The organism is Alteromonas sp. 38, assembly GCF_902506055.1.
In the GTDB taxonomy this organism is placed as follows: domain Bacteria; phylum Pseudomonadota; class Gammaproteobacteria; order Enterobacterales; family Alteromonadaceae; genus Alteromonas; species Alteromonas lipotrueae.
Map to the genome: position 1 here is coordinate 586,347 of NZ_LR733300.1, position 22,257 is coordinate 608,603.

A 22,257-nucleotide genomic window follows, 5' to 3' on the forward strand; every position below is an offset into this window, starting at 1 on the left:
GCTGCAACGGTGTCGCCGGTATATACGAAGTGAAAATAACAAAGAATGTGAGTGATAAAACAGACAGTTAAGACAACTGCCCAAAACTTCCTTTTACTCATATTATTCCTTTGGCATATAACCCCCCCAAGAAGGGGCAATAATACGTGGGCTAAAATACGGAACGAAGTGACGGGAGCCCACGTGTTATTGTCCCGCTTACTTGGTTTGTTATGTTTCATTGAGTGTGTATATACATTGCGAGGGCAAACAACGCCAACCCCGGTAAACTAGTGAAGTTTGAAATCTTATGATAGACATGTTCATTGTCTCTCTTATCATAATGATCTACTACCTCAGAAATAAAACTAGCGGCCATCAATAGCATTGCAGCGTACATGACCCAAGCAGCCGAATCCTTTAAATGATAGACCGTTTCACACCGTCTACATACTGTAACAGCCAAATCATTTTCTATGACGCCAATGCCTCCAAATATGATGACCGATACTGAAAGGATTAGGTTTTTAATCTGCTCCCAAATTGGCACTTCATTAGGAACATATTCATCGCCCTGTTTTGATATATATTCAGTGCTTTGTGGCACGGGTTCAGTCAGTGCAATTGAGCGAGCAGTAATTTGATGGTTGATTTGCTGTACGCGTTGTGGGAAAGCATCTCTATCAATTGCCTCTAAAGCTTCAAATAGTTCGTCATTTGAATAAGAGCTATAGTCTGGCCCATTGGTCATTAAATCCTCCATGAAACATAACTTTAAGCTAAGCGGCGCAGTTGCGTGGGGCATAATGGCGAAGCCGCCCCGCGTAACTGCGTCCGAACGACCGAAGGGAGTGACTTAAGCGCTTTGTTAGGCACGTTAACTGTCAAAGTCCCACTTTATGTCATTTCCTGAGCACTCAGATTCAAATCGAAAATCCTTAGTGTCAACTGGCTTAATATTGTTTTGAGAGAATACATTTAGATCCCCCAATTGATGAAACTTGAGATATTTAAGGCAATGAATCTCTATTTTGCGAGAAGGGATCCTGTTTGCCATAAACCTAGCTTTTAACTCTTTTGACAAATCCTTCGCATTATATATTTGACCATCATACTTATAGCTGCCATCAACCTGCATTAAAACAAAAATATGTTCGTCTTTTTCATCAGGGACCATCTGGCATCCACCGAGTATGAATAAACAAATAAAAATTTTACAAATTCGCATTTTATTTCTTCCTTTGAACATAAATTTTCCTTAGTGCCTAACTTTTAAATAAGGGGCGCAGGCACGTAGGGCATAATGGCGAAGCCGGCCTGCGTGTTTGCGTCCCAGCCCGCGCAGTGGGCGTGCTTAATTTTTTTGTTATAAGCCATTTTAAATACAACCTGCCAATTAACAAGTAAGGTAATAGCTCGAGAGCTATTATTGATAAACAATGTGCTGTTAACAGCTAGAGCATTAAAAAATGCCCAAGCCAAATGAACACACACAATCCCAGCTAATAAGTAAACGATAAGTTAGGTTTTCCTAGTGGCATATAACGCCCTAATTTGGCGGCACAAACACGTGGGCTATACTGCGAAGCAGAGCCCGCGTGTTTGTGTCCCCAACATTTGTTTGTTATACGTCATTTTTTAAAACCTATGGCTGATTTAAAGGACATTTTTGCAACAAATAATTTATTGAGCCAACGTGAAGGAGAAAAAGCCGCCAACAACCCAATAACAACAAATAAGCCTATAAAAATAGCAGCATCCAGCTTTACCGAGTACTCATTAGTAGGAACACCGTTGTAAGTTATCGTGGCTTCGGGGTCGTTTAAGATACCCAAAAACTGGTAAAGCATAAAACCACCGATAAAAACAAACCAAAATCCGATGAACCTGGCACCTTTTCGAAATCGCTTCATAGCCTTTAGTTGACTAGTATCCAATAGTTCCTCCATGACGTATAACTTCCGTTTAAGGGGCGCAAACACATGGGCAATAATGGCGAAGCCGCCCATGTGTTTGTGTCCCAGCCAGCGCCAGCTGGCGACTTGAAACGTTTGTTATGTGCGCTCTGTCAAAGGTTAAAGCCGTTGGCTATATAATTGAAAAAGCCACCAACACTCAAACCTGCCATATAGATAGCAATTATAGTTCCAACAACTGAAAAGAATATTGTGATAAGCGGCTTTTTCCACTCCAATTTCCTGTCGTTATTTTCAGCCTTATTAGCGGATTCCGCTAGATTTTTAAAACTAAACACTAAAGAAATTGCACCCAAAATAGTTCCTACCAGAGCTGAAACAAAGCTTCCAGTATGAAATGCAAAAAATAATGCTCTATAAATTACAACTAGACTGGCAAATGTGGCTAATGCACAACCGAACATTAATAAAACAGAAATCAAATAACTTTCCTCTCAATAGCCTAAACAATTTTAGATAAGCACATAACTTTTAAATAAGGGGCGCAGGCATGTGGGGCATAATGGCGAAGCCGCCCCGCATGTATGCGTCCCAGTGACCAACGGGAACGACTTTATTTTTTTGTTATACGTCATTGGCGTAAAACATCTACGGTTGCTTTGTGAAATGTATCCGCTGGGTATAGCTTAGTCTTGCATGAAGTTAACATATGGATACTTTCTTCATTTGAGCTTACAGATGGAATTTTTGCTTCACATTGCCCCATAAATTCGCCGTCTGTGTTAAATAGGCTGAATCTTAAACTAAGCCCGAAAGCATTGGGAGTTAGGCCCAAATTAATCATTTTGGTTGTTAGTAGGATCTCATTGTCTACTACTTGAGAATTTACTAATTCAAGACTTAGAGAATCTACAAATGTATCCATATCCTCTTTAACGAGTTCACGCATGGAATACTTATAAGTCTGTTCTATTTTTATGTGTCCAACAATGAAGTAGGTTGCTAAAACCAGTACAACGGCAACAGCAAATCCGGTGCCCCAGAAAAAACCATCCAATATCTTTCGCAATCTTTAAATTCCTTTTGACGTATAACTTTAAGCTAAGGGGCGCAGATGCGTGGGGCACAATGGCGAAGCCGCCCCGCGTATAGGCGTCCCAGCGACCGAAGGGAGAGGCTTAAGCGCTTTGTTAGAAGCAGAGCCAGTTCCTTTGGTCTGTTTAAAAACTGTTGAAGCCAGCATACGATTGATTGTTAACACAAACAAGCAAAATGCGAGTGCACGATGGTTTTGAATTGACTGAAGCTAGCCGCCATCTGAGCTATCGAGTGTAATGGCGCTTGCTGAGTGAAAATAAGAATTTGGCGATTAAGCGCCTATTACACCACCTTTGAATTGAAAGCGGCGGATTTACACCTACCACAAGCCAGAGCGATGCTAATTAGAAAAGGTGAGGGCAGTTGTACTGGGATTTTTATAAAGCCAAACGAAGTTTAGGCTGACGCCTTATAACGCCGTTTTAAGCGGCAAATTGCAGTTGGCTAAAAATAAGTGAGGTACGAACAAAAAGCCAACTGTAATTTGTCCGACTTGAAAACCCTTGTTAGGTTTTTACTTCTGCAAGAGTAACCCATAGCCACTCTTTAATTTTTCCTGTTTTACTATCCCATTTGACAGGAACATTTTCAGAAATTGTTTGCTCTTTATTTAATAGCGGCTTTAGAGTTTTATTATTTAGAACCGGACTTGTTGGGTTTTCAGACACTCCCCAAATCAGTAAACAAGGGATTATGTCATCGTTAGTATGTTTGCGCTCTTCTTGTAGTTTCTCTATATCTTGCATAATACTTACAATCTGCGGACTATTTTCACTCTTTATTTCATCACACAAGTTTGTGCTAGCCCTTACCCAACGCTTAGCTTCAATATACGCTTTTTGGAATTCCTCATCATTTTGACCATTTTTTTGAATGACGAGGTCACATCTTTTTTGTGTATCGTACTGATAAGCAAACTCTCGCCAAAGCTTAAACACTTGAATTCCTTCATTTTCAGTTATTTTAAAACGAGAAACAGAGGATAGAAACTCTTGAGAAATTGCAGAGCAAACATCAGTTTCATAAGCTAGTAAAATCCCTTCACTTTGATTCAGCCCTATACAGTGAGTCTTTTCAAGTGAACCAAGAGACCATAATTGGTATTGTGTATGAACTTTTCTAAGAGAATATAAAGCTAGTTCTATAAAAACATTCTTCCAGTGAGGCATAACAACTTCCATAAAACCTAACTTTTAAATAAGGGGCGCAGGCACGTAGGGCATAATGGCGAAGCCGCCCTGCGTGTATGCGTCCCAACGAACGAAGTGAGTGACTTAATTTTTTTGTTAGCTGCCATTAGCTTGATAATACCTTGAAAAAGCCTCTTTTCCTCGTTGATGTTTAAATAGTAGGAAGTAAGCAAAAACAGTGACAATAAGGTAGCCAAATACTAGCCAACCTACAAAAATACTATTGTCAGATATGAACAGTACTCTTGAAACGATTAAAATTACTAACAAACTTGAGCATGATATGAGGACGTTTCTTAGCCATTTTTCTGACTTTATAAACAATATAAATGATGATTGGGTCTTAAAGAAAAATAATGAGCTGATAGCCAATAGAGCTAAAATCTCAAGCCTGCCGGTAAGCGAAAAAATGACTGCACAAAAAGGTAAAAATAAAAGTTGGGTCAGTTTTTTATCGAAAGTATTCCGCGCCTTATCCATCCGAACTTTATCAGGGTTTAAATGCTGTTCTATCTCTTTAACACTAGCGCCAGCAGCGCAACCGCATTTACCGCATACTGAGGTGCCGCTTTCGTTTGAGCTATCACAAGCCATGCATCTCCATTTATATCCGACCACGTCTGAATTCCTTTTGGCAGCTAACTTTGAGCTAAGGGGCAGTAATGCCGCGCGATAATGCCGAAGGCGCGCGGCGTTGCTGTCCCAGTGAACGAAGTGAACGTCTTAAGCGTTTTGTTAGCTGCCGCTGTTGGTAAAAACCACAACAAAAAACAGTGTGAAAACCCCAAAATACCATGCCGCGAGAACAATTGAAAAAAGCCAGTCAAGAGCTGAACCTACATAATATCCAGTTTTTAAAAATGCATTGTCACCTGGGTTCGTTATTGAGATTTTCCTAAACCAAGACCACGGAACAAATAGACTTGTGGACACGAAAAAGATAAAGGCTGAACAAATACCTATGAAATTAATAAAAGAGTTGTCTATCCCCATCCATCTTAGAAAATTTAAGAGCATCAATATTCCAAAGGAGCCCAAAGATAAAATTACTATCTTTTTTCTATTCCCAACAATGCTTTTACTTATTTTATGCCATAGTTTTGGTGTCATATTGAGGCAGCTAACTTTAAGCTAAGGGGCGCTAGCGCGTGGGCTAAAATCCGAACGAAGTGAGTCAGCCCGCGTGTTAGCGTCCCAGCGACCGAAGGGAGTGAACTTGAGCGTTTTGTTAGAAGCAGAGCCTGTTCCCTTGGCATTTTTAAAAACTAATAAAGCCAGCATACGATTGATTATTAATACAAACAAGTAAAACGACAGCGCAGTGATGGTATTGATTTGACTGAAGCAAGCTGCCATTCGAGCCGACAAACGCAATGGCGCTTACTGACTCAAAATAAGAACTTGGCTATAAAGCGCCTATTGCGCAACCTATGAAGTTGAAGCGGCGAAGTCAAAACCACCGAAAGCCAGGGCGATGTTGGGAACAACAGGTGAGGGCGGTTGAACTGTTATTTGTATTAAGCCAAATGCAGTTTAGGCTGACGCCTTCTAACTTTTCAATAACGGGCGCAGGCACGTAGGGCATAATGGCGAAGCCGCCCTGCGTGTATGCGTCCCAGCGAACGTAGTGAGTGCGTTAATTGGCTTGTTATATTTCGGTTCAAAGTTCGACAAAACGAGAATTATCTACCAATAAACTTAACTTTTTAAAGTAACACTCTTTACCTTGACCAACAGCTTTAACCGCATAGTTTTTATTTGAAGATGCATCAAAGTTAAAAGTACTCGTTTTTGAAAAGCTACCTATAGTGCATTTAGTTGTAAAACTATACTCACCGGCAAGAATAGAAATGTCTGAATTAGTGACGATATCTTTGTCGTTGAGTTTTAATGATGTAATTTGAAGAGCAGAAGGGGAAAATTCTTCATCAAGCTTAGATGCGTCCGTCCATAAACTTATAGTCGCAGTCTCGTTGCTTGATTTTGATGGCCCATCATAGAATTGAATCGCGGTTGAACCGCAAGCACTCAAACCTACAATTGCCAGAAATAAAAACAAGTTTTTCATCTTAAAACATCCTTTTAGAAATATAACTTTAAGCTAAGGGGCGCAGATACGTGGGGCATAATGGCGAAGCCGCCCCGCGTATAGGCGTCCCAGCGACCGAAGGGAGTGACTTAAGCGCTTTGTTAGAAGCAGATCCTTTACCTTTGGACGTTTTAAAAACTAATAAAGCCAGCATACGATTGATTCTTAAAGCAAACAAGTAAAATGCCAATGGAGTAATGTTGGTGATTTGACTGGAGCAAGCCGCCATTTGAGCTACCAAGTGCAATGGTGCTTGCTGGATGAAAATGAGAACTTGGCGGTAAAGCGCCTATTGCGCAATCTTTGAATTTAAAGCGGCGAAGTTAAAACCACCGAAAGCCAGGGCGATGTTGGGAACAACAGGTGAGGGCGGTTGAACTGTTATTTGTATTAAGCCAAATGCAGTTTAGGCTGACGCATTCTAACACCCCGCTTAGGGGCAAAAATACGTGGGCTATAATATCGAGCGAAGCGAGGACAGCCCACGTGTTTTTGTCCCAGCAAGCTCCGCTTGCGTCTACAGCGGTTTGTTATACGTAATCATCGCCAAGGTACATTGCTGGTCTGTTTGAAAAAAGTACCATCTGTTTGAGTAACCCAATCTAGGTAATAGTAAAACTCAGTATTTTCGAAGTTACCAACCGCAAGCCAACGTTCACGAGTAAACAACGCCGTATGTGTATGCTTTACAACCTTCGTTATTTTCAAAGGCGAATTTTCTGGAATACTAATAACATGCTCGCCGGACTGGCACTTTTCGAATCCCCAGTTAATAAACAATTGATTCGTTAATTCACTATCCAATTTATTAACACACACAAACAAAGGCTTTGTGGATGAAACAGAGCCCATATTGATATTTACGAAATCTTTGTTTGATACATCTTCTATGGAAGAACAAGCAGAAACAAAGAAAGCTAAAATTAAGGTGAATTTTCTCATTACGTATAACGCCCAACTTAGGGGCAATAACACGTAGGCTAAAATTGGAGCGAAGCGACTGAGCCTACGTGTTATTGTCCCAGTGAGCGCCAGCGAATGGCTACAGTTGTTTGTTAGCTGCAAAGCTCAAATTGACGAATGCCTTTCAGTTATAGAATAAACCATATCGCAGGTTTGACACTCAACTTCCCACGCGCCAAACCGTTGAGTAATGTGTAAATCACCTGAACATACTGGGCAAACTTGATCTTGAAAAGTGCTTGGTACGCTATCCCTCAAGCGCTTTGAAAATAACTTTAAGATAGGCCATAAGTTATCGTCTAATGTAATTCTTAAGTCATCTCTGAGTGCTTCACAAAACTCTATGAAAACAATCTCGTCGTGAGAGCGTTTAATGTTGGGGTCTTGGGTGCGTAAAGCAATTAAATCAAGAATTTCTTTATAGCGTTCGGGATATCTATCTTTATCAATGTTCTGTTTACAGTCCAGCAACTCTTCAATCGAATAGCTTGAAAAATCTGGCTTGCTCAAAAACTTCTCCTTGCAGCTAACTTTTAAATAAGGGGCGCAGGCGCGTGGGCTAAAATGCGAAGCAGCCCACGTGTATGCGTCCCAGCGAACGAAGTGAGTGCCTTTATTTTTTTGTTAGGCATGCTCCCAAAACTTCCTTGCAGCATTTGCAAAATCTATAAATGCCTTTGAATCCGAAAAACTACGAGACGGTATTGTATGGAACAATCCTGGTGCTATTTGGATATACAGAATAGGGCCATGCACTTTTACGGAGAGAACTCCAGACCATTTCGTAAGGGTTTCATTCGCATCCGTTTTTTCAAATAACCCAGCTTCCGAAATTTGGTAAATATGAGTGCCTAATACTCCATTTGATTGCTTAGACATTATAAGAAGGCAAAAAACGTTTATTGCGAATGATGGCGCTGCACCTAAAAATCCAGAGAATAAAGCTATGAAGAAAGCAGTAGCCCAGAGAACTGGTGAGTCTGGAAGTCCACTTTTATAAAATGAAAAGCATAGTACGAGTAGAGAGATCCCCAAAATAAAGTAATAAGTTCCTTTACTTCTTAGTGCTACAGATAGATTTAATTTCAGCAGATCCGATCTGACAATGTTAGTTGTAATTTCCATGTTACTCCTGAATGCCTAACTTTAAGCTAAGGGGCACATACGTGGGGCTATAATCGCGAAGCGGCCCCGCGTATGGGTCCCAGCGACCGAAGGGAGTGACTTGAGCGCTTTGTTGTGTGCGTGTTTATTAAACACTACAATTCATTTTTGTTAAAAGCCAGCTTCTTGATAACTAAGAATGTTAAGTACAAGGCCAATAAATTCGGAACCAATACGCTGAAAATTACAGCAGAGCTATAATTTAATCCAATATGCCAAAGCCACTTAGTAAAAGGCCAATAAATATGAAAGAAGAAATCTTCTAGTGGGTAATGGGCGCAAGTTCCATGCATTGAGGCCATTGGATAAGCTGCAAGGAGAAAGCAGAGAATTACCACTATAAACTTCCATATTTTATTCACTAAAACTCCCTAGCACATAACTTTAAGCTAAGGGGCGCAGATGCGTGGGGCATAATGGCGAAGCCGCCCCGCGTATAGGCGTCCCAGCGACCGAAGGGAGTGGCTTAAGCGCTTTGTTAGAAGCAGAGCCTATACCTTTGGCCTTATTAAAAACTAATAAAGCCAGCATACGATTGATTGTTAAAGCAAACAAGCAAAATGCCAGCGCAGTGATGTTGCTGATCTGACTGAAGCAAGCCGCCATNCTTCTAGTGGGTAATGGGCGCAAGTTCCATGCATTGAGGCCATTGGATAAGCTGCAAGGAGAAAGCAGAGAATTACCACTATAAACTTCCATATTTTATTCACTAAAACTCCCTAGCACATAACTTTTAAATAAGGGGCGCAGGCACGTGGGGCACAATGGCGAAGCCGCCCTGCGTGTATGCGTCCCAACGAACGTAGTGAGTGAGTTAATTGAGTTGTTAGCTGCGTTCTTTGGTATACATAACATTTACATACAACCCAGCTAATAGTGGAGTTGCAACTGATACACAAAAAGCTACACCTGCGAATGACATTGACACTAACTTCATTGCTACTCCTGTACAAGACAAGATAATTAATGAGCCCGTTATAAAAGAGCTTGCTCCCATTATTCTTCCAACTAATACAGGATCTGAGAAACTTGAGTCATCCCAACTGGCAAGAAGACTTCTCTTTTGTTTCACACCGATCAGAAACCCCAAAATCACACAAGGTAATCCACAGAGCATCGCAAAAGTAAGAGCTATCCAAAACGTATCGTCCATAAAATTATCTCCTAGCAGCTAACTTTAAGCTAAGCGGCGCAGTTGCGTGGGGCATAATGGCGAAGCCGCCCCGCATAAATGCGTCCGAACGACCGAAGGAAGTGACTTCAGCGCTTTGTTAGAAGTACTTGCCAGAAACATCATCAAACCTTTCAGCAAGAACTAAATATTCGTCGGACCAACCGTTTGCCATTGATATTTCTTGTAATGGGCCGGTAGGTAAGAATAAATAATCTAACCTCGCAACCTTCGCTTTACTAGATGCTTTAAGCGATGTTATTGAGTTTCTGATTATTGAGAGTACCTTTACATTTTCCATGTCTGACCAAATTGAGTCTTCAGAATCGTTTAGGAAAGCTTCTATATCCTCGAGTATTGAAACTAGCTTACTAGCGGCTGATGAATCAATTTTTTTGTTAAATATGGAATGCCAAACGTAATTCATACGGTACTTCTAACTTTCTAATAACGGGCGCAGACATGTGGGGCATAATGGCGAAGCCGCCCCGCGTGTATGCGTCCCAGCGAACGAAGTGAGTGACTTAATTTTTTTGTTAGGTGTAATTGCCAATAAAAGGACCGTACAATTTAAAACTGCCATCTAAGCCATTGTGAACCAGTATATAACTCAATGACTCACCTTTAGGTCTAAATAGAGTAAAAGCTAAACTATCTGAACCCAATGCACTTCTTAGTTCACACACTTCTTCAATACCTAACGTACCTCTTTTGAATTCTCTGTCTGAAATGTTTTTTTGACTTAAATTACCGTTTTGAAGCTGCAACTTTATATATTCTACTTCTAAATTTTCGCAGCTGCGCGCTTTTACTGCATGAGCACTAAAACTGCAGAACGTAGCCATAACAACGACAAAAGTAAGTATTTTCATCATTACACCTAACTTTTAAATAAGGGGCGCAGGCACGTAGGGCATAATGGCGAAGCCGGCCTGCGTGTTTGCGTCCCAGCCCGCGCAGTGGGCGTGCTTAATTTTTTTGTTATAAGCCATTTTAAATACAACCTAGTTTAGCTACGTTAATCACCACAGCCACCACCAGAATCTGAACCCTCATTCCCCGAATATAGATTGCTACTACCAGAACCGTCCGCAACAGGATTGCGACCTTTTACTTTAGGGTTTATTGAGCGAAGGACAACCAAAGTAATAGCAGGGCCACCTATTGGAATAAGCCAATTAACAAGTAAGGTAATAGCTCGAGAGCTATTATTGATAAACAATGTGCTGTTAACAGCTAGAGCATTAAAAAATGCCCAAGCCAAATGAACACACACAATCCCAGCTAATAAGTAAACGATGAGTTAGGTTTTCCTAGTGGCATATAACAATTTAGTGTACGGAAAAAATCCTTTATGCAAGGCGGAAAGTTTCCATATATCACCCAAATAATATTTTAACTTTCGCACGGAAGTTAACTCATATCAATATCCTACACTTTGTATCTGAAAACACTGTACTTAAGTACGGAATGTTTCCTTTTTATTTTACGGCGTACTAAAAAATCGTAATGCTGTATGTAATTACAGTTGAAATGTGAAAAATAAAAATGAAATCAATGTTTATGCAAATGGTGGTTCAACACATGCGAAATCGCCGTTACGCTAAGCGCTCTATACAGCTTTATAGTGGGTGGATTGTTAGTTATATCCGGTTTCACAATACTAGGCATCCTGCCGAGATGGGAGACAAAGAAGTAGAGTTGTTTCTATCTCACTTAGTGAATAAAAAGAATGTAGCGCCGGCTACTCAAGCCAGCGCACTCAATGCGTTGGCATTTCTTTATCGAGACATACTAGAAAAGCCTCTTTCCTTGAGTCTTGATTTTGTTACAAGTCGCAGGCAAGCCAAGTTACCTGTTGTGCTTACGCAAGACGAAGTGGTTGCGCTTTTTGCTCAACTTCCTGCTCATTTAAAGTTACCTATTTCGTTACTTTATGGAAGCGGGTTACGTTTAATGGAGGCTGTGAGGTTGCGGGTAAAAGACATTGATTTCGACTATAACGCTATTCGAATTTGGGATGGTAAAGGCGGAAAACATCGTGTTGTTACTTTAGCAGCAGAGCTAAAACCTGGGCTTAATCGGCAAATAAGTGTAGTTGAAAATTACCTTGTTGCAGATTTAGAAAACCCTAGTTACCAAGGGGTATATTTGCCCCATCGTTTACGTGTTAAATATCAAAATGCACCTAGAGAGCTTGGATGGCATTATCTTTTTCCTTCTGCGCGTTTATCGGTTGATCCCGAGAATGGAAAAACGCGTCGCCATCATATTGATGAGTCAAGCATACAAAAGGCGATAAGAATTACCGCAAGTGCGTGTGGGCTTAAAAAGAAGGTTACGCCGCATACTCTGCGACATTCGTTTGCTACTCACCTTTTACAGTCGGGTGCCGACATTCGTACTGTGCAAACGCAACTTGGTCATTCTGATGTGAAAACTACGCAAATTTACACTCATGTATTACAACAGGGGGCGCAGGGTGTAGTTAGCCCGCTTTCCCGTGTTTTAAAATAGTCGTGTTTGCTCAAGCTGAATTGAGCTTTACGAACCTCATGCAACAAAAAAGGGCCCGAAGGCCCTTTCAATAAAACGTGAATAACTAATTAAACACGTTCAAATACAGTGGCTATACCTTGGCCTAAACCAATACACATGGTGGCTAAGCCTAGCTCTACATCTTGCGATTCCATCAGGTTAATCAAGGTACCTGATATACGTGAACCAGAACAACCTAGAGGGTGGCCTAGTGAAATGGCGCCGCCGTTAAGGTTAATCTTGTCATCAAGATTGTCCATCCAACCTAGTTGCTTAATGCATGATAGTGCTTGGGCAGCAAAGGCTTCGTTGAACTCAGCCAGTTGAATATCGTCCATGCTAAGGCCAGCACGTTTAAGGGCTTTTTGTGTTGCCGGTACTGGGCCGTAACCCATAATAGCTGCATCACAACCTGCCACTGCCATTGAGCGAATTTTAGCGCGAGGTGTTAAACCTAGTGCTTTTGCTTTGTCGGCAGACATAAGCAACATGGCAGACGCACCGTCAGACAACGCCGAAGATGTACCTGCTGTAACTGTACCGTTTACTGGGTCGAACACAGGGCGAAGTTGCGCCATGCTTTCAGCTGTGCTTTCTGGGCGAATAACTTCATCATGGTCAATCAGTTTAAGCGTACCGTTGGCATCATGGCCTTCGATAGGCACAATCTCATTAGCCCAGCGGCCTTCAAGGTGTGCTTTATGCGCTAGCTGATGCGAACGTGCGCCAAACGCATCTTGCATTTCACGAGTGATACCATTTTGACGACCAAGTAGCTCGGCGGTCATACCCATCATGCCAGAGGCTTTTGCGGTGTACTTAGCAAGGCCTGGGTGAAAGTCGATGTTGTAGTTCATAGGTACATGGCCCATGTGCTCAACACCACCAATCATGTATATATCGCCACGACCGCTCATAATGCCGCTAGTCGCATCATGCAATGCTTGCATCGATGAACCGCATAAACGGTTAACGGTTACTGCACCTGTAGTACGTGGAATTTGGGTTAGCAATTGCGCATTACGCGCAATGTTGAAACCTTGTTCTTTGGTTTGCTGTACACAGCCCCAAATAATGTCTTCAATTTCTGCTGGATCAACACCTGGGTTGCGCTCAAGTAATGCGGTCATTAGCGCGGCAGACATAGTCTCTGCACGAACATTTCTAAATACACCGGCTTTCGAGCGTCCCATAGGGGTACGAACACAATCGATAACTACGACTTCTTTCATTATTAGTCTCCTTGGGAATTAAGCGAAGTAAGATTTACCTTCAGCGGCCATCTTGCGAACGCCATCTGAAATTTGGTAAATCGGGCCAAGACTGGCGTATTTGTCAGCGAGTTCGACAAAATTCGCTAATCCCATTGTTTCAATCCAGCGGAATACACCACCGCGGAATGGAGGGAAGCCTAAACCGTAAAGTAAGGCCATATCTGCTTCAGCTGCAGTACCTACAATGCCTTCTTCTAGGCAACGAATTGCTTCGTTAGCCATAGGGATCATCAAGCGTGCAATAATGTCTTGCGCGTCGAAGTCTTTGGTATCGGCAGTAATAGGAGCAAGCAAGCTGTATGCTTCTTCAGCAGCCACTTTCGTAGGCTTACCGCGCTTGTCTTTACCGTAGTTATAAAAGCCTTTGCCATTTTTCTGGCCTAAGCGTTTTTCTTTATAAAGCACGGTTACTGGGTCGTCGCCAATACGTGCCATACGCTCTGGAATACCTGCAGCCATAACGTCTGCAGCGTGGTCGCCAGTATCAATACCAACAACATCCATTAGGTAAGCAGGGCCCATTGGCCAGCCGAACTGTTTTTCCATTACTTTATCAACAGCAACAAAATCAGCGCCATCTATTAGCAACTTACTGAAGCCTGCAAAGTAAGGGAACAATACGCGGTTTACTAAGAACCCTGGGCAATCGTTAACCACAATAGGGGTTTTACCCATGCGAAGTGTGGTGGCCACTACGGCATTGATGGTGTCTTCCGAGGTGTTTTCACCACGAATAATTTCAACCAATGGCATGCGGTGTACGGGGTTAAAGAAGTGCATACCACAGAAGCGTTCTGGCTTATCTAAGCTTTTCGCTAATTGGTTAATTGAAATAGTAGAGGTGTTAGAACAGATGATAGCGTCGTCGGCCACAACGTCTTCTACTTCTTTAAGCACTATGCCTTTCACTTTCGGGTTTTCAACAACGGCTTCAATCACAAGATCTGCATCTTTAAGCGTGTTGTAGTCAAGGGTAGGCGTAATAGCGTTAAGGGTTTTTGCCATGGTTTTGGCATCCACTTTACCGCGCTGCATACCTTTACCAAGAATGTTGGCAGCTTCGTTTAAGCCTAGATCTAGTGCTTCAGTGTTAATGTCTTTCATTATCACTGGCATGCCTTTAACAGCACTTTGATACGCAATACCGCCACCCATAATGCCCGCACCCAGTACGGCATTAAGTTTTACCTCTTTTGTGGCAGCTTTGGCTTGTTTCTTACCTTTTCCTTTTACTAGCTGGTCGGCTAGGAAAATTCCAATTTGCGCTTGCGCTGCATCGGTTTTAGTTAGGGCAACAAAGCCAGCGTTTTCAAGCTTAAGTGCGCCATCGCGGTCAAGGCCTGCGGCTTTTTGAACGGTTTCTACCATTTTGTGCGGAGCAGGGTAGTGCTTGCCTGCTTGGGCAAATACCATGGCTTGTGCGGTAGAAAAACTCATCATAGCTTCGTTTTTATTTAGCTGTAATGGGGCTTTCTTCTGAGCACGACGTGCTTCCCATTTGAATTTGCCATCTACCGCGTCTTTCAACATAGAAAGCGCACTGTCGCGTAATGACTCTGGTGCAACTACGGCGTCAACGGCGCCTTCAGCAAGGGCTTTTGCGCCTTTTCTGTCTTTACCTGTGGTCATCCACTCTAGTGCATTGTCGGCACCAATTAAGCGAGGTAAACGTACCGTGCCGCCGAAGCCAGGCATAATACCTAGTTTAACTTCTGGCAGGCCAATAGAGGCTGTCGTGTCTGCAACGCGAAGGTCACAAGCTAATGTCATTTCACAGCCGCCACCTAATGCGAAACCGTTAATGGCAGCAACCGTAGGGAAAGGCAAATCTTCGAAGCGGTCAAACACTTGAGACGTGTTTGCTACCCAGTTTAGTACTTCGGCTTCATCCATTGCGAATAAACCGGTAAATTCGGTGATATCAGCACCTACAATAAATGCAGATTTTGCACTGCGTACTACTAAGCCTTTAACACCGCTTTCTTTAAGCAGTGCTTGGGTTGCTTCATCAAGCTCGGTCACTGTTTGGCGATCGAACTTGTTTACTGAACCTTCGGCATCAAATACCAGTTCAGCAAAGCCGTCATCTAACAGACTGACGGATAGACTCTTGCCTGTGTATATCATTATCATCTCCTTCGGCGTTGGCCGGGATAGTAGTGAAGCAATCTAACCATTCGCTATAAGCGTATAAACCAATTATACATTCTGGTCGTACCACAACACTAATGCGTTAGGGTGGCTAGCTTTTTAACTAAACTTAAACAAAATATCAATGAAAAATTCAAACGAGTGTTTCAATTGTTAAAAATGGTGGCCATTCATTGAAAATCAAGCTCGATTTCAATAATAGTGCTTGTATAATGGGCACTATTGGCGCAAAGCGCCAATCCAGCATAAGAATAATCTACAATCATGGCACTAATGTTTGTAAGGTATAACTAACAGCGCTGGCACTTTTTACTTCTGTGGCATGGAGCCACGCCGATAATTTATCGGCTTTCAAGCAAGCATCATTCTATAATTACACACAACTCTGGTGTGTTTGAATGCAACAAGGGGTAGGAGTTCATATTGTGTCGAATAAAGTAGGTGTAAGTTTTCTATCAACAGCGGTAACGTGCTTCAAGCCATTACCTTTGCACAAGTCGTTTCACGTTTTCACGTTGATCGCTATCTCAAGCTGCTTTCAGCTAAGTCATGCGCAAGTTTCGCCGTTATTCCCCGATGACATCTACGCCGATGAGCGAGCTCGTTTCTTAATTTTAGAAAAAAGCTTACGAACCTTACCTAAAAGGCGTTTAGAAGATTTAGACGCAGAAATTTACGGGTTAGCGAATTACCCCCTTTATCCCTATCTACTACGTTTGCGATTAGAACGCACCATGTCGCTTAAAACCCAGCGTGAAGTCGAACAGTTCTTAGAGGATTACGCGGGGCAACCTGTCAGTTATGGTTTACGCTATCGCTGGTTAAACTACCTTGCCTCCCGGGGGCACGAAAACGCGTTTTTAAACAGTTATCGAAATGGCATGGGCGCTAAACTTACTTGCCAAGCGTTGGGTTACAAATTAAAACGTACCGACGATCCCAAACCTGTGTTAATTGATGTCGACCCACTTTGGTATAGCGGTCAATCACAGCCCGATGAATGCGACCCTCTATTTGCAAAGTGGCGAAGTAATGGCCTCATGACGCCAGACAAAGTAGTTAAGCGTATAGCCATTGCTGCGAAAGAAGATAATCGCCGCATTATTCCTTACCTTAAGCGCCAATTGCCAGTCAGTCATCAATATCTTGCCGATGCGTGGTCGGCAGTATCTCGCGATGTGAGTTTAGTTAATCGAAGCCGTTTGTTTCCTTTGAAACACAAAAACAGCGAAGCCGAAATATTAACCTGGGGTATAGAAAAGCTGGCGTGGAGAAACCCCAAAGCGGCAATGAAGGCTTACAATACATACGCTCCGAAAGATATTTTCTCAGGGCCTGAATTACATATTATTCAACGGGCTATTGCGTTAAGCGCTACCTTAGATTTCTTACCTGAAGCCCACGAATGGCTAGATAAAGCCGATATCGCGGGTGCCAGCGATGATGTGAAACTTTGGCATGTATCGTTTTTGCTTCGCGGCAAACAATGGCAGCGGGTCGTCGATGTGATTGATGCCGCTAGTCCTGAACTCCAGCAAGAGGAAAACTTCCGCTATTGGAAAGCCCGCGCGCTCGAAGAACTTGGTAATGTGATGCAGGCTACGGTGATGTATCAGCAGCTAGCCAACGAACGCAATTATTATGGCTTTATGGCCAGTGCTCGTATTAAAAGCCAACCGAACTTGTCGCATACACCCGCGCCTCGAGTGCAAAGTGCGGTGCACGCTATTGCCAATACCCCTGCTACCCAGCGGGCAATGGAATTCTACCGCTTAGAACGTTCTACCAGTGCACGTCGAGAGTGGCGATATTTGCTATCGAATTTACCCGACTCTCAGGTAACCGATGCTGGTGTGCTGGCATACGAATGGGGTATATACGACCAAGCCATCATCAGCTTTGCAAAAAGTGGTTATTGGGACGATGTTGAGCGTCGTTTTCCTTTGGCCTACGAGTCACAATTTAGTGAAAAGAGTGAAACCTATGACGTATCAAAAGCATTTGCGATGGCTATTGCCCGTCGTGAAAGTTCGTTCATGGTAGATGCGGTATCGCCAGTAGGTGCGGCAGGGTTAATGCAACTTATGCCCGGTACAGCGCAGTATTTGGCTAAAGAGAAAGTCAGTCGAAATAGCTTGTTTCAAGTTGATAATAATCTCGACTACGGCGTGCAGTATTTACGTTATTTAGGCGATAAGCTTAACGATAATCCCGTGTTGGTGTCAGCATCGTATAACGCTGGCTGGCGTAAAGTGTTGGAATGGTTACCCGCAGGCGAAGCGTTGCCGGTAGATATCTGGATTGAGAATATTCCTTACAAAGAAACCCGAAGTTACGTGAAAGCGGTATTGGCTTATCAGTATATTTACGAGCATCAGTTGGGGGAAAATAAAAATGTATTTCCGCAGCTTACGCAAGATGTTATTCCTTCATCAAGTGCAGTTAGCACGCATCCTGTAACGGGAACCTTGCAATTAGCGCCTCGCTAGCGCAGATGTATAACTAATGCATACAAGCCGCTCGGTGAAAGCCGAGCGGCTATCGTGGTACACTATTCTCCTTTAAGAGAAGCCTACTTAAGTCGCCTTAAAAGAGAAGCGTATTTAAGTCACTTTAAAAGAGAAGAGCACTTAACGACAATGGCTAATATTATTCTCTTCTCGCATTTTAGCGAAGCTAGCGTGGAACCAGCGCATTTGAAACGGCGGGTAACCCATTGCTAATGGAAGAAGGCCAGTTAGCCATGCAAATTAAAAAACTTAAATGAGGTGTTATGTCAAAACATCAGGCAAGCTATCAGCAACATATCGAGGAACTTCAATCTCGCACTCGCGAAGCACTTCAGCGTGAAGGACTAGAAGGGTTAGTCATCCATTCGGGGCAAGGCAAGCGCTTGTTCTTAGACGACAACCATTACCCGTTTAAGGTAAACCCACAGTTTAAAGCATGGGTGCCGGTTATCGATAACCCCAATTGCTGGTTAGTGGTTAATGGTGAAGATAAGCCCACCCTTATTTTTTATCGCCCTGAAGATTTTTGGCACAAAGTACCGCCAGCGCCACAAGATTTTTGGACCGATAGCTTTAATATCATTTTGCTACAACAAGCCGATGCTGTTGAAAAGCACCTGCCTTACGATAAGCGCGGTTTTGCTTATGTTGGTGAATACATTGAAGTAGCCAAAGCGTTAGGGTTTGAGAACGTAAACCCAGACAGAGTGCTGCATTATTTACATTACCAACGGGCGTATAAAACCGATTACGAACTAGAGTGTATGCGAGAAGCAAACAAGCTGGCGGTAGCGGGGCATAAAGCAGCAGAACAGGCGTTTCTTGAAGGTAAGAGCGAATTCGATATCAATTTAGCGTACAGCGCAGCGTGCCGCCAAGGCGATAACGACGTGCCTTACACCAGTATTATTGCGCTGAATGAACACGCGGCAATACTGCACTACATGCAGTGCGATACCATTGCACCTAAGCAGTCTCGTTCGTTCTTGATTGATGCGGGGGCGAATTACCACGGCTATGCTGCTGATATCACCCGAACCTACAGTCAAAACTCCACGTTATTTTCCGACCTTATTCAAGCCGTTGATAAAGTCACGCTAACCTTGGTTGATTCCCTTAAGCCAAGTGTCGCCTATACCGATATCCATTTGCTTGCCCATGCAGGTATAGCTCAAATCCTACAAGACACTGGCATTGTGAATCTTCCTGCGGCAGATATTGTCAAACAAGGCATTACGCGAACGTTCTTCCCTCACGGTATTGGTCATTTCTTAGGACTACAAGTACACGATGTCGGCGGTTTAGTAAATGACGACAGAGGTACCCCTAAACCTGCTCCTGAAGAACATCCTTTCTTGCGTTGTACGCGCATGATTGAAGCGCGTCAGGTGTTTACCATCGAGCCTGGTTTGTACTTTATTGATAGCTTACTCAGAGACTTAAAAGCAACCCCAGCGTCGAAATACATCAATTGGGATACGGTAGATACGTATCGGCCATTTGGCGGTATTCGTATTGAAGACAATATAATTGTGCACCGCGACAAAAACGAAAACATGACCCGAGATCTTAATTTGAAATGATCTCATAATGGCGCATTACTATATGATTAATAGCGTAAGGCTTTATATTTTATAAATGCGCTCAGCGAGAACAATGAAAAAAGACAGCCACTTGAGCTGTCTTTTTTAGTTGTGATTGAGCATTCTGCCAATAGTGCTAGGTCAAACGATGGAATTACTCAACGTATAGGGAGCAAACATGCAGCAACCCGATATCCTAAATCTAATTATTGTGGCAACGTTAGCTGGCCTGGCTATGCCAGCAGGTGCGCTGTTATCGAGGGTGAAAGGTTTGCACCCTAAATGGTTAGAGCAAGAAGTACGTCACGGTATTTTAGCCTTGGGGGCAGGGGCGTTAATTTCAGCGGTCGCATTAGTGTTGGTGCCTGAAGGTATCAAAGACGTATCAGTATTTATGGCGTGTTGCTGCTTTGTCGGCGGGGCACTTGCCTTTATGACGTTGGATATTTATCTGGCAAAAAAGAAAACCGCAGGAAGCCAACTTGCCGCCATGTTAAGTGATTTTGTGCCTGAGTCGGTAGCGCTAGGCACCACTGCCGCATTAGGTGGCGGTACTATGTTGTTAGGCGTGTTAATTGCGGTACAAAATTTACCGGAAGGGTTTAATGCTTATCGTGAAATGACCCCAACGAACAAAAACCGTAGCACTAAGCTTATTTGGATTTTTGTATTGATGAGCTTACTTGGCCCAATAATGAGTGCGATAGGGTTTTATTATTTGGCAGGCTTCCCTGTAGTCATGAGTGGCATTATGCTTTTTGCAGCTGGGGGAATTTTGTATTCAGTATTTCAAGACATAGCCCCAGGCATTCGCATGGAAAAACATTGGTTGCCACCATTAGGGGCAATATTCGGCTTCTTGGTGGGGCTGGTGGGGGCTATGCTTGAAGCGGGTTAAACGCACTAGCTAGTGCGTTCTACCGAAATATGAGCAAGAGCAATCAATGCCTCTTTATAAGGTGAATCTGGAATAATAGATAAACTATCAATGGCCATTTTCACTTCATTGTTGGCACACGTGCGGGTGTAATCTAGCGCACCAGTGCTTTCCATAATTTGCTGGATGCGATCAAGATGGGGCAGCCCGTTGCTTTGCTCGATAGCATCACGAATAAGCGCTTTATCTTCTTCGCTGTCGGTATTCCACATAGCGTATAGCAAAGGTAGCGTTGGCTTTCCTTCCGCTAAATCATCGCCAGCGTTCTTGCCCATTTCATCACTGTCGGCCATGTAATCTAAAATATCGTCGGCTAACTGAAAGGCGGTACCTAAGTGCTTGCCGTATTCTTGCATGGCATGCTCTACGTTTTCTGGTTGGTCAGTTAATACCGCTGCCAGTTGCGTAGCCGCTTCAAACAAGCGGGCGGTTTTACCGTAAATTACATCGAAATACCGTGCTTCTGTGGTAGAGGCATCGTTGCAATTCATTAACTGCAATACTTCACCCTCAGCAATTTGATTGGTTGCTTCAGATAAAATGTCCATTACGCGCATGCGCTTCAAACTTACCATCATTTGAAATGAGCGGGTATACAGGAAGTCACCTACTAAAACCGATGCTTGGTTACCAAATACAGCGTTAGCGGTTTCACGTCCACGTCGCATGGTCGATTCATCTACTACATCATCGTGCAACAACGTTGCGGTATGTATAAATTCAACAATAGCGGCAAGGGTGTGATGCTCCGCATTCTCAATGCCCATTGCACGTGCACTTAGCACCGTTAATAATGGGCGAAGGCGCTTACCGCCACTATTAACAATGTAGAATCCCAATTGATTAATAAGCGCAACATCAGAGTCGACTTGCTGTTGAATCAGGTGGTTAACCGCTTGCATATCGTTATCTGATAGTGCGCGTATTTGATTTATATCCATTGGCATGGGCGTAAAAACTTATTCATTTCATAGGCAATTATAGGGGCTGATTGTACCTGAATGCAGCATACTATCCACCCAATTAAACGTATTTTGCCACCCAATTGAACTTATATAGGCTCTGAATTAACCTCATTTAGCCCTAGAACAGCTTTTAAATAGGAGCGCTTTTTTGTATTCGTCTTAATTCTCAACATACTGTTTTAATGTTCGAGGCTGCGTTAAGTATGTAAGAACGAATGCAAAAACGTGAGTTTGCGCTATTTTCACATCCCATCTAAGCGTTTTATACGATTTTTATTATTAATATAAGTCTCATTATGAGCCCTACTACTTAATTTTGGTCTGAAATGTGTATTTTTGGAAAAATTCTTTTTTGCTAGCTGCGAAGTGGCGATCAAAATGCTACAATCTCAGATCTGTTATTCGATCGTTTTTAGATCATCGTGATTAAAGTGCGTGGTTCATGCGTGTTTTTCATGATCAGATCGCCTCGGTTGGATCGTATTCGATTTTCCATCTACAGATAACGCATCCCATGCTTTTTTAAGTAAAAAATGCTTATCGAATTTGGCGGCTATCATCTTGAATTTTACCGTTTGTCATTCACTTAGTTCTGTTTTCTAAGTGTGGCATCGTGCATTTTTGGGTGAATTCACGCAAAAATTCACCCATGTTGGAAAAATAATCTACTTTTATCAGAATCGGGGTTGTGATTTACGGATGTTTCACGTACAATTCGCGCCCTGTTTT

22 protein-coding genes and 1 pseudogene are annotated in these 22,257 nt (G+C 42.7%); 4 read left to right on the top strand and 19 right to left on the bottom strand.

Going from position 1 to position 22,257, the window contains the following annotated elements; genetic code table 11:
* Positions 1-217: 217 nt before the first annotated feature.
* The 16 genes and pseudogenes from FLAVO9R_RS02515 to FLAVO9R_RS02585 form a co-directional block, all read right to left on the bottom strand.
* On the bottom strand, positions 218-730 hold the full coding sequence (locus FLAVO9R_RS02515; RefSeq protein ID WP_159528485.1) for a hypothetical protein: 513 nt from the start codon (positions 728-730) through the stop codon (positions 218-220).
* A gap of 126 nt (positions 731-856) precedes the next feature.
* A complete protein-coding gene (locus FLAVO9R_RS02520; protein WP_159528487.1) occupies positions 857-1,228 on the bottom strand; it encodes a hypothetical protein in 372 nt (123 codons plus the stop codon).
* A 382-nt stretch (positions 1,229-1,610) separates the two neighbouring features.
* Entirely contained in the window at positions 1,611-1,988 is a 378-nt protein-coding gene (locus FLAVO9R_RS02525) for a hypothetical protein (protein ID WP_159528488.1), read from the bottom strand.
* Between the two features lie 59 nt (positions 1,989-2,047).
* Entirely contained in the window at positions 2,048-2,377 is a 330-nt protein-coding gene (locus FLAVO9R_RS02530) for a hypothetical protein (RefSeq protein WP_159528490.1), read from the bottom strand.
* Between the two features lie 149 nt (positions 2,378-2,526).
* Positions 2,527-2,964, bottom strand: a complete 438-nt coding sequence (locus tag FLAVO9R_RS02535) for a hypothetical protein (RefSeq protein ID WP_159528492.1) — start codon at positions 2,962-2,964, stop codon at positions 2,527-2,529.
* A 535-nt stretch (positions 2,965-3,499) separates the two neighbouring features.
* Entirely contained in the window at positions 3,500-4,162 is a 663-nt protein-coding gene (locus FLAVO9R_RS02540) for a hypothetical protein (protein WP_232370560.1), read from the bottom strand.
* Positions 4,163-4,279: 117 nt separating this feature from the next.
* Complete coding sequence (locus tag FLAVO9R_RS02545; protein ID WP_159528496.1) at positions 4,280-4,777, bottom strand: hypothetical protein; 498 nt, start codon at positions 4,775-4,777, stop codon at positions 4,280-4,282.
* Between the two features lie 1,066 nt (positions 4,778-5,843).
* Positions 5,844-6,251, bottom strand: coding sequence for a hypothetical protein (locus FLAVO9R_RS02550; protein WP_159528498.1), 408 nt, complete (start codon positions 6,249-6,251; stop codon positions 5,844-5,846).
* Positions 6,252-6,812: 561 nt separating this feature from the next.
* Positions 6,813-7,214 (bottom strand): hypothetical protein, encoded by a 402-nt coding sequence (locus tag FLAVO9R_RS02555; RefSeq protein ID WP_159528500.1) that lies wholly within the window; start codon positions 7,212-7,214, stop codon positions 6,813-6,815.
* Between the two features lie 126 nt (positions 7,215-7,340).
* Positions 7,341-7,745, bottom strand: coding sequence for a hypothetical protein (locus tag FLAVO9R_RS02560; protein ID WP_159528502.1), 405 nt, complete (start codon positions 7,743-7,745; stop codon positions 7,341-7,343).
* 114 nt (positions 7,746-7,859) lie between these two features.
* On the bottom strand, positions 7,860-8,360 hold the full coding sequence (locus FLAVO9R_RS02565) for a YcxB family protein (protein ID WP_159528504.1): 501 nt from the start codon (positions 8,358-8,360) through the stop codon (positions 7,860-7,862).
* A gap of 423 nt (positions 8,361-8,783) precedes the next feature.
* A pseudogene (locus FLAVO9R_RS20415) lies at positions 8,784-9,005 on the bottom strand (hypothetical protein); the annotation flags it as partial.
* A gap of 220 nt (positions 9,006-9,225) precedes the next feature.
* Entirely contained in the window at positions 9,226-9,552 is a 327-nt protein-coding gene (locus FLAVO9R_RS02570; RefSeq protein ID WP_061997017.1) for a hypothetical protein, read from the bottom strand.
* 118 nt (positions 9,553-9,670) lie between these two features.
* The gene (locus FLAVO9R_RS02575) at positions 9,671-9,997 is read right to left on the bottom strand and encodes a hypothetical protein (RefSeq protein ID WP_159528506.1); all 327 of its coding nucleotides are present in this window, start codon (positions 9,995-9,997) and stop codon (positions 9,671-9,673) included.
* A 109-nt stretch (positions 9,998-10,106) separates the two neighbouring features.
* Positions 10,107-10,442, bottom strand: coding sequence for a hypothetical protein (locus FLAVO9R_RS02580; protein WP_159528508.1), 336 nt, complete (start codon positions 10,440-10,442; stop codon positions 10,107-10,109).
* Positions 10,443-10,588: 146 nt separating this feature from the next.
* Positions 10,589-10,834, bottom strand: a complete 246-nt coding sequence (locus tag FLAVO9R_RS02585; protein ID WP_232370561.1) for a hypothetical protein — start codon at positions 10,832-10,834, stop codon at positions 10,589-10,591.
* Between the two features lie 284 nt (positions 10,835-11,118).
* Between FLAVO9R_RS02585 and FLAVO9R_RS02590 the strand changes: the two genes are divergently transcribed.
* Entirely contained in the window at positions 11,119-12,087 is a 969-nt protein-coding gene (locus FLAVO9R_RS02590) for an integron integrase (protein ID WP_159528510.1), read from the top strand.
* Between the two features lie 89 nt (positions 12,088-12,176).
* On the opposite strand, the gene fadA is transcribed toward FLAVO9R_RS02590, so the two are convergent.
* Positions 12,177-13,340, bottom strand: coding sequence for an acetyl-CoA C-acyltransferase FadA (gene fadA / locus FLAVO9R_RS02595; RefSeq protein WP_013785548.1), 1,164 nt, complete (start codon positions 13,338-13,340; stop codon positions 12,177-12,179).
* An 18-nt stretch (positions 13,341-13,358) separates the two neighbouring features.
* Complete coding sequence (fadB, locus tag FLAVO9R_RS02600) at positions 13,359-15,509, bottom strand: fatty acid oxidation complex subunit alpha FadB (protein ID WP_159528512.1); 2,151 nt, start codon at positions 15,507-15,509, stop codon at positions 13,359-13,361.
* A 449-nt stretch (positions 15,510-15,958) separates the two neighbouring features.
* On the opposite strand from fadB, the gene FLAVO9R_RS02605 reads away from it, so the two are divergent.
* The 3 genes from FLAVO9R_RS02605 to FLAVO9R_RS02615 all read left to right on the top strand — a co-directional run bounded on the left by FLAVO9R_RS02605 (position 15,959) and on the right by FLAVO9R_RS02615 (position 20,524).
* A complete protein-coding gene (locus tag FLAVO9R_RS02605) occupies positions 15,959-18,022 on the top strand; it encodes a transglycosylase SLT domain-containing protein (protein ID WP_232370562.1) in 2,064 nt (687 codons plus the stop codon).
* 284 nt (positions 18,023-18,306) lie between these two features.
* Positions 18,307-19,626: a Xaa-Pro dipeptidase gene (pepQ, locus tag FLAVO9R_RS02610; RefSeq protein ID WP_159528516.1), complete on the top strand. Its 1,320-nt coding sequence runs from the start codon at positions 18,307-18,309 to the stop codon at positions 19,624-19,626.
* A gap of 178 nt (positions 19,627-19,804) precedes the next feature.
* The gene (locus tag FLAVO9R_RS02615; protein ID WP_159528518.1) at positions 19,805-20,524 is read left to right on the top strand and encodes a ZIP family metal transporter; all 720 of its coding nucleotides are present in this window, start codon (positions 19,805-19,807) and stop codon (positions 20,522-20,524) included.
* 5 nt (positions 20,525-20,529) lie between these two features.
* Here FLAVO9R_RS02615 and ispB read toward each other — a convergent pair whose 3' ends face one another.
* Positions 20,530-21,504 (bottom strand): octaprenyl diphosphate synthase, encoded by a 975-nt coding sequence (gene ispB, locus FLAVO9R_RS02620; protein WP_159528520.1) that lies wholly within the window; start codon positions 21,502-21,504, stop codon positions 20,530-20,532.
* Positions 21,505-22,257: the final 753 nt, after the last annotated feature.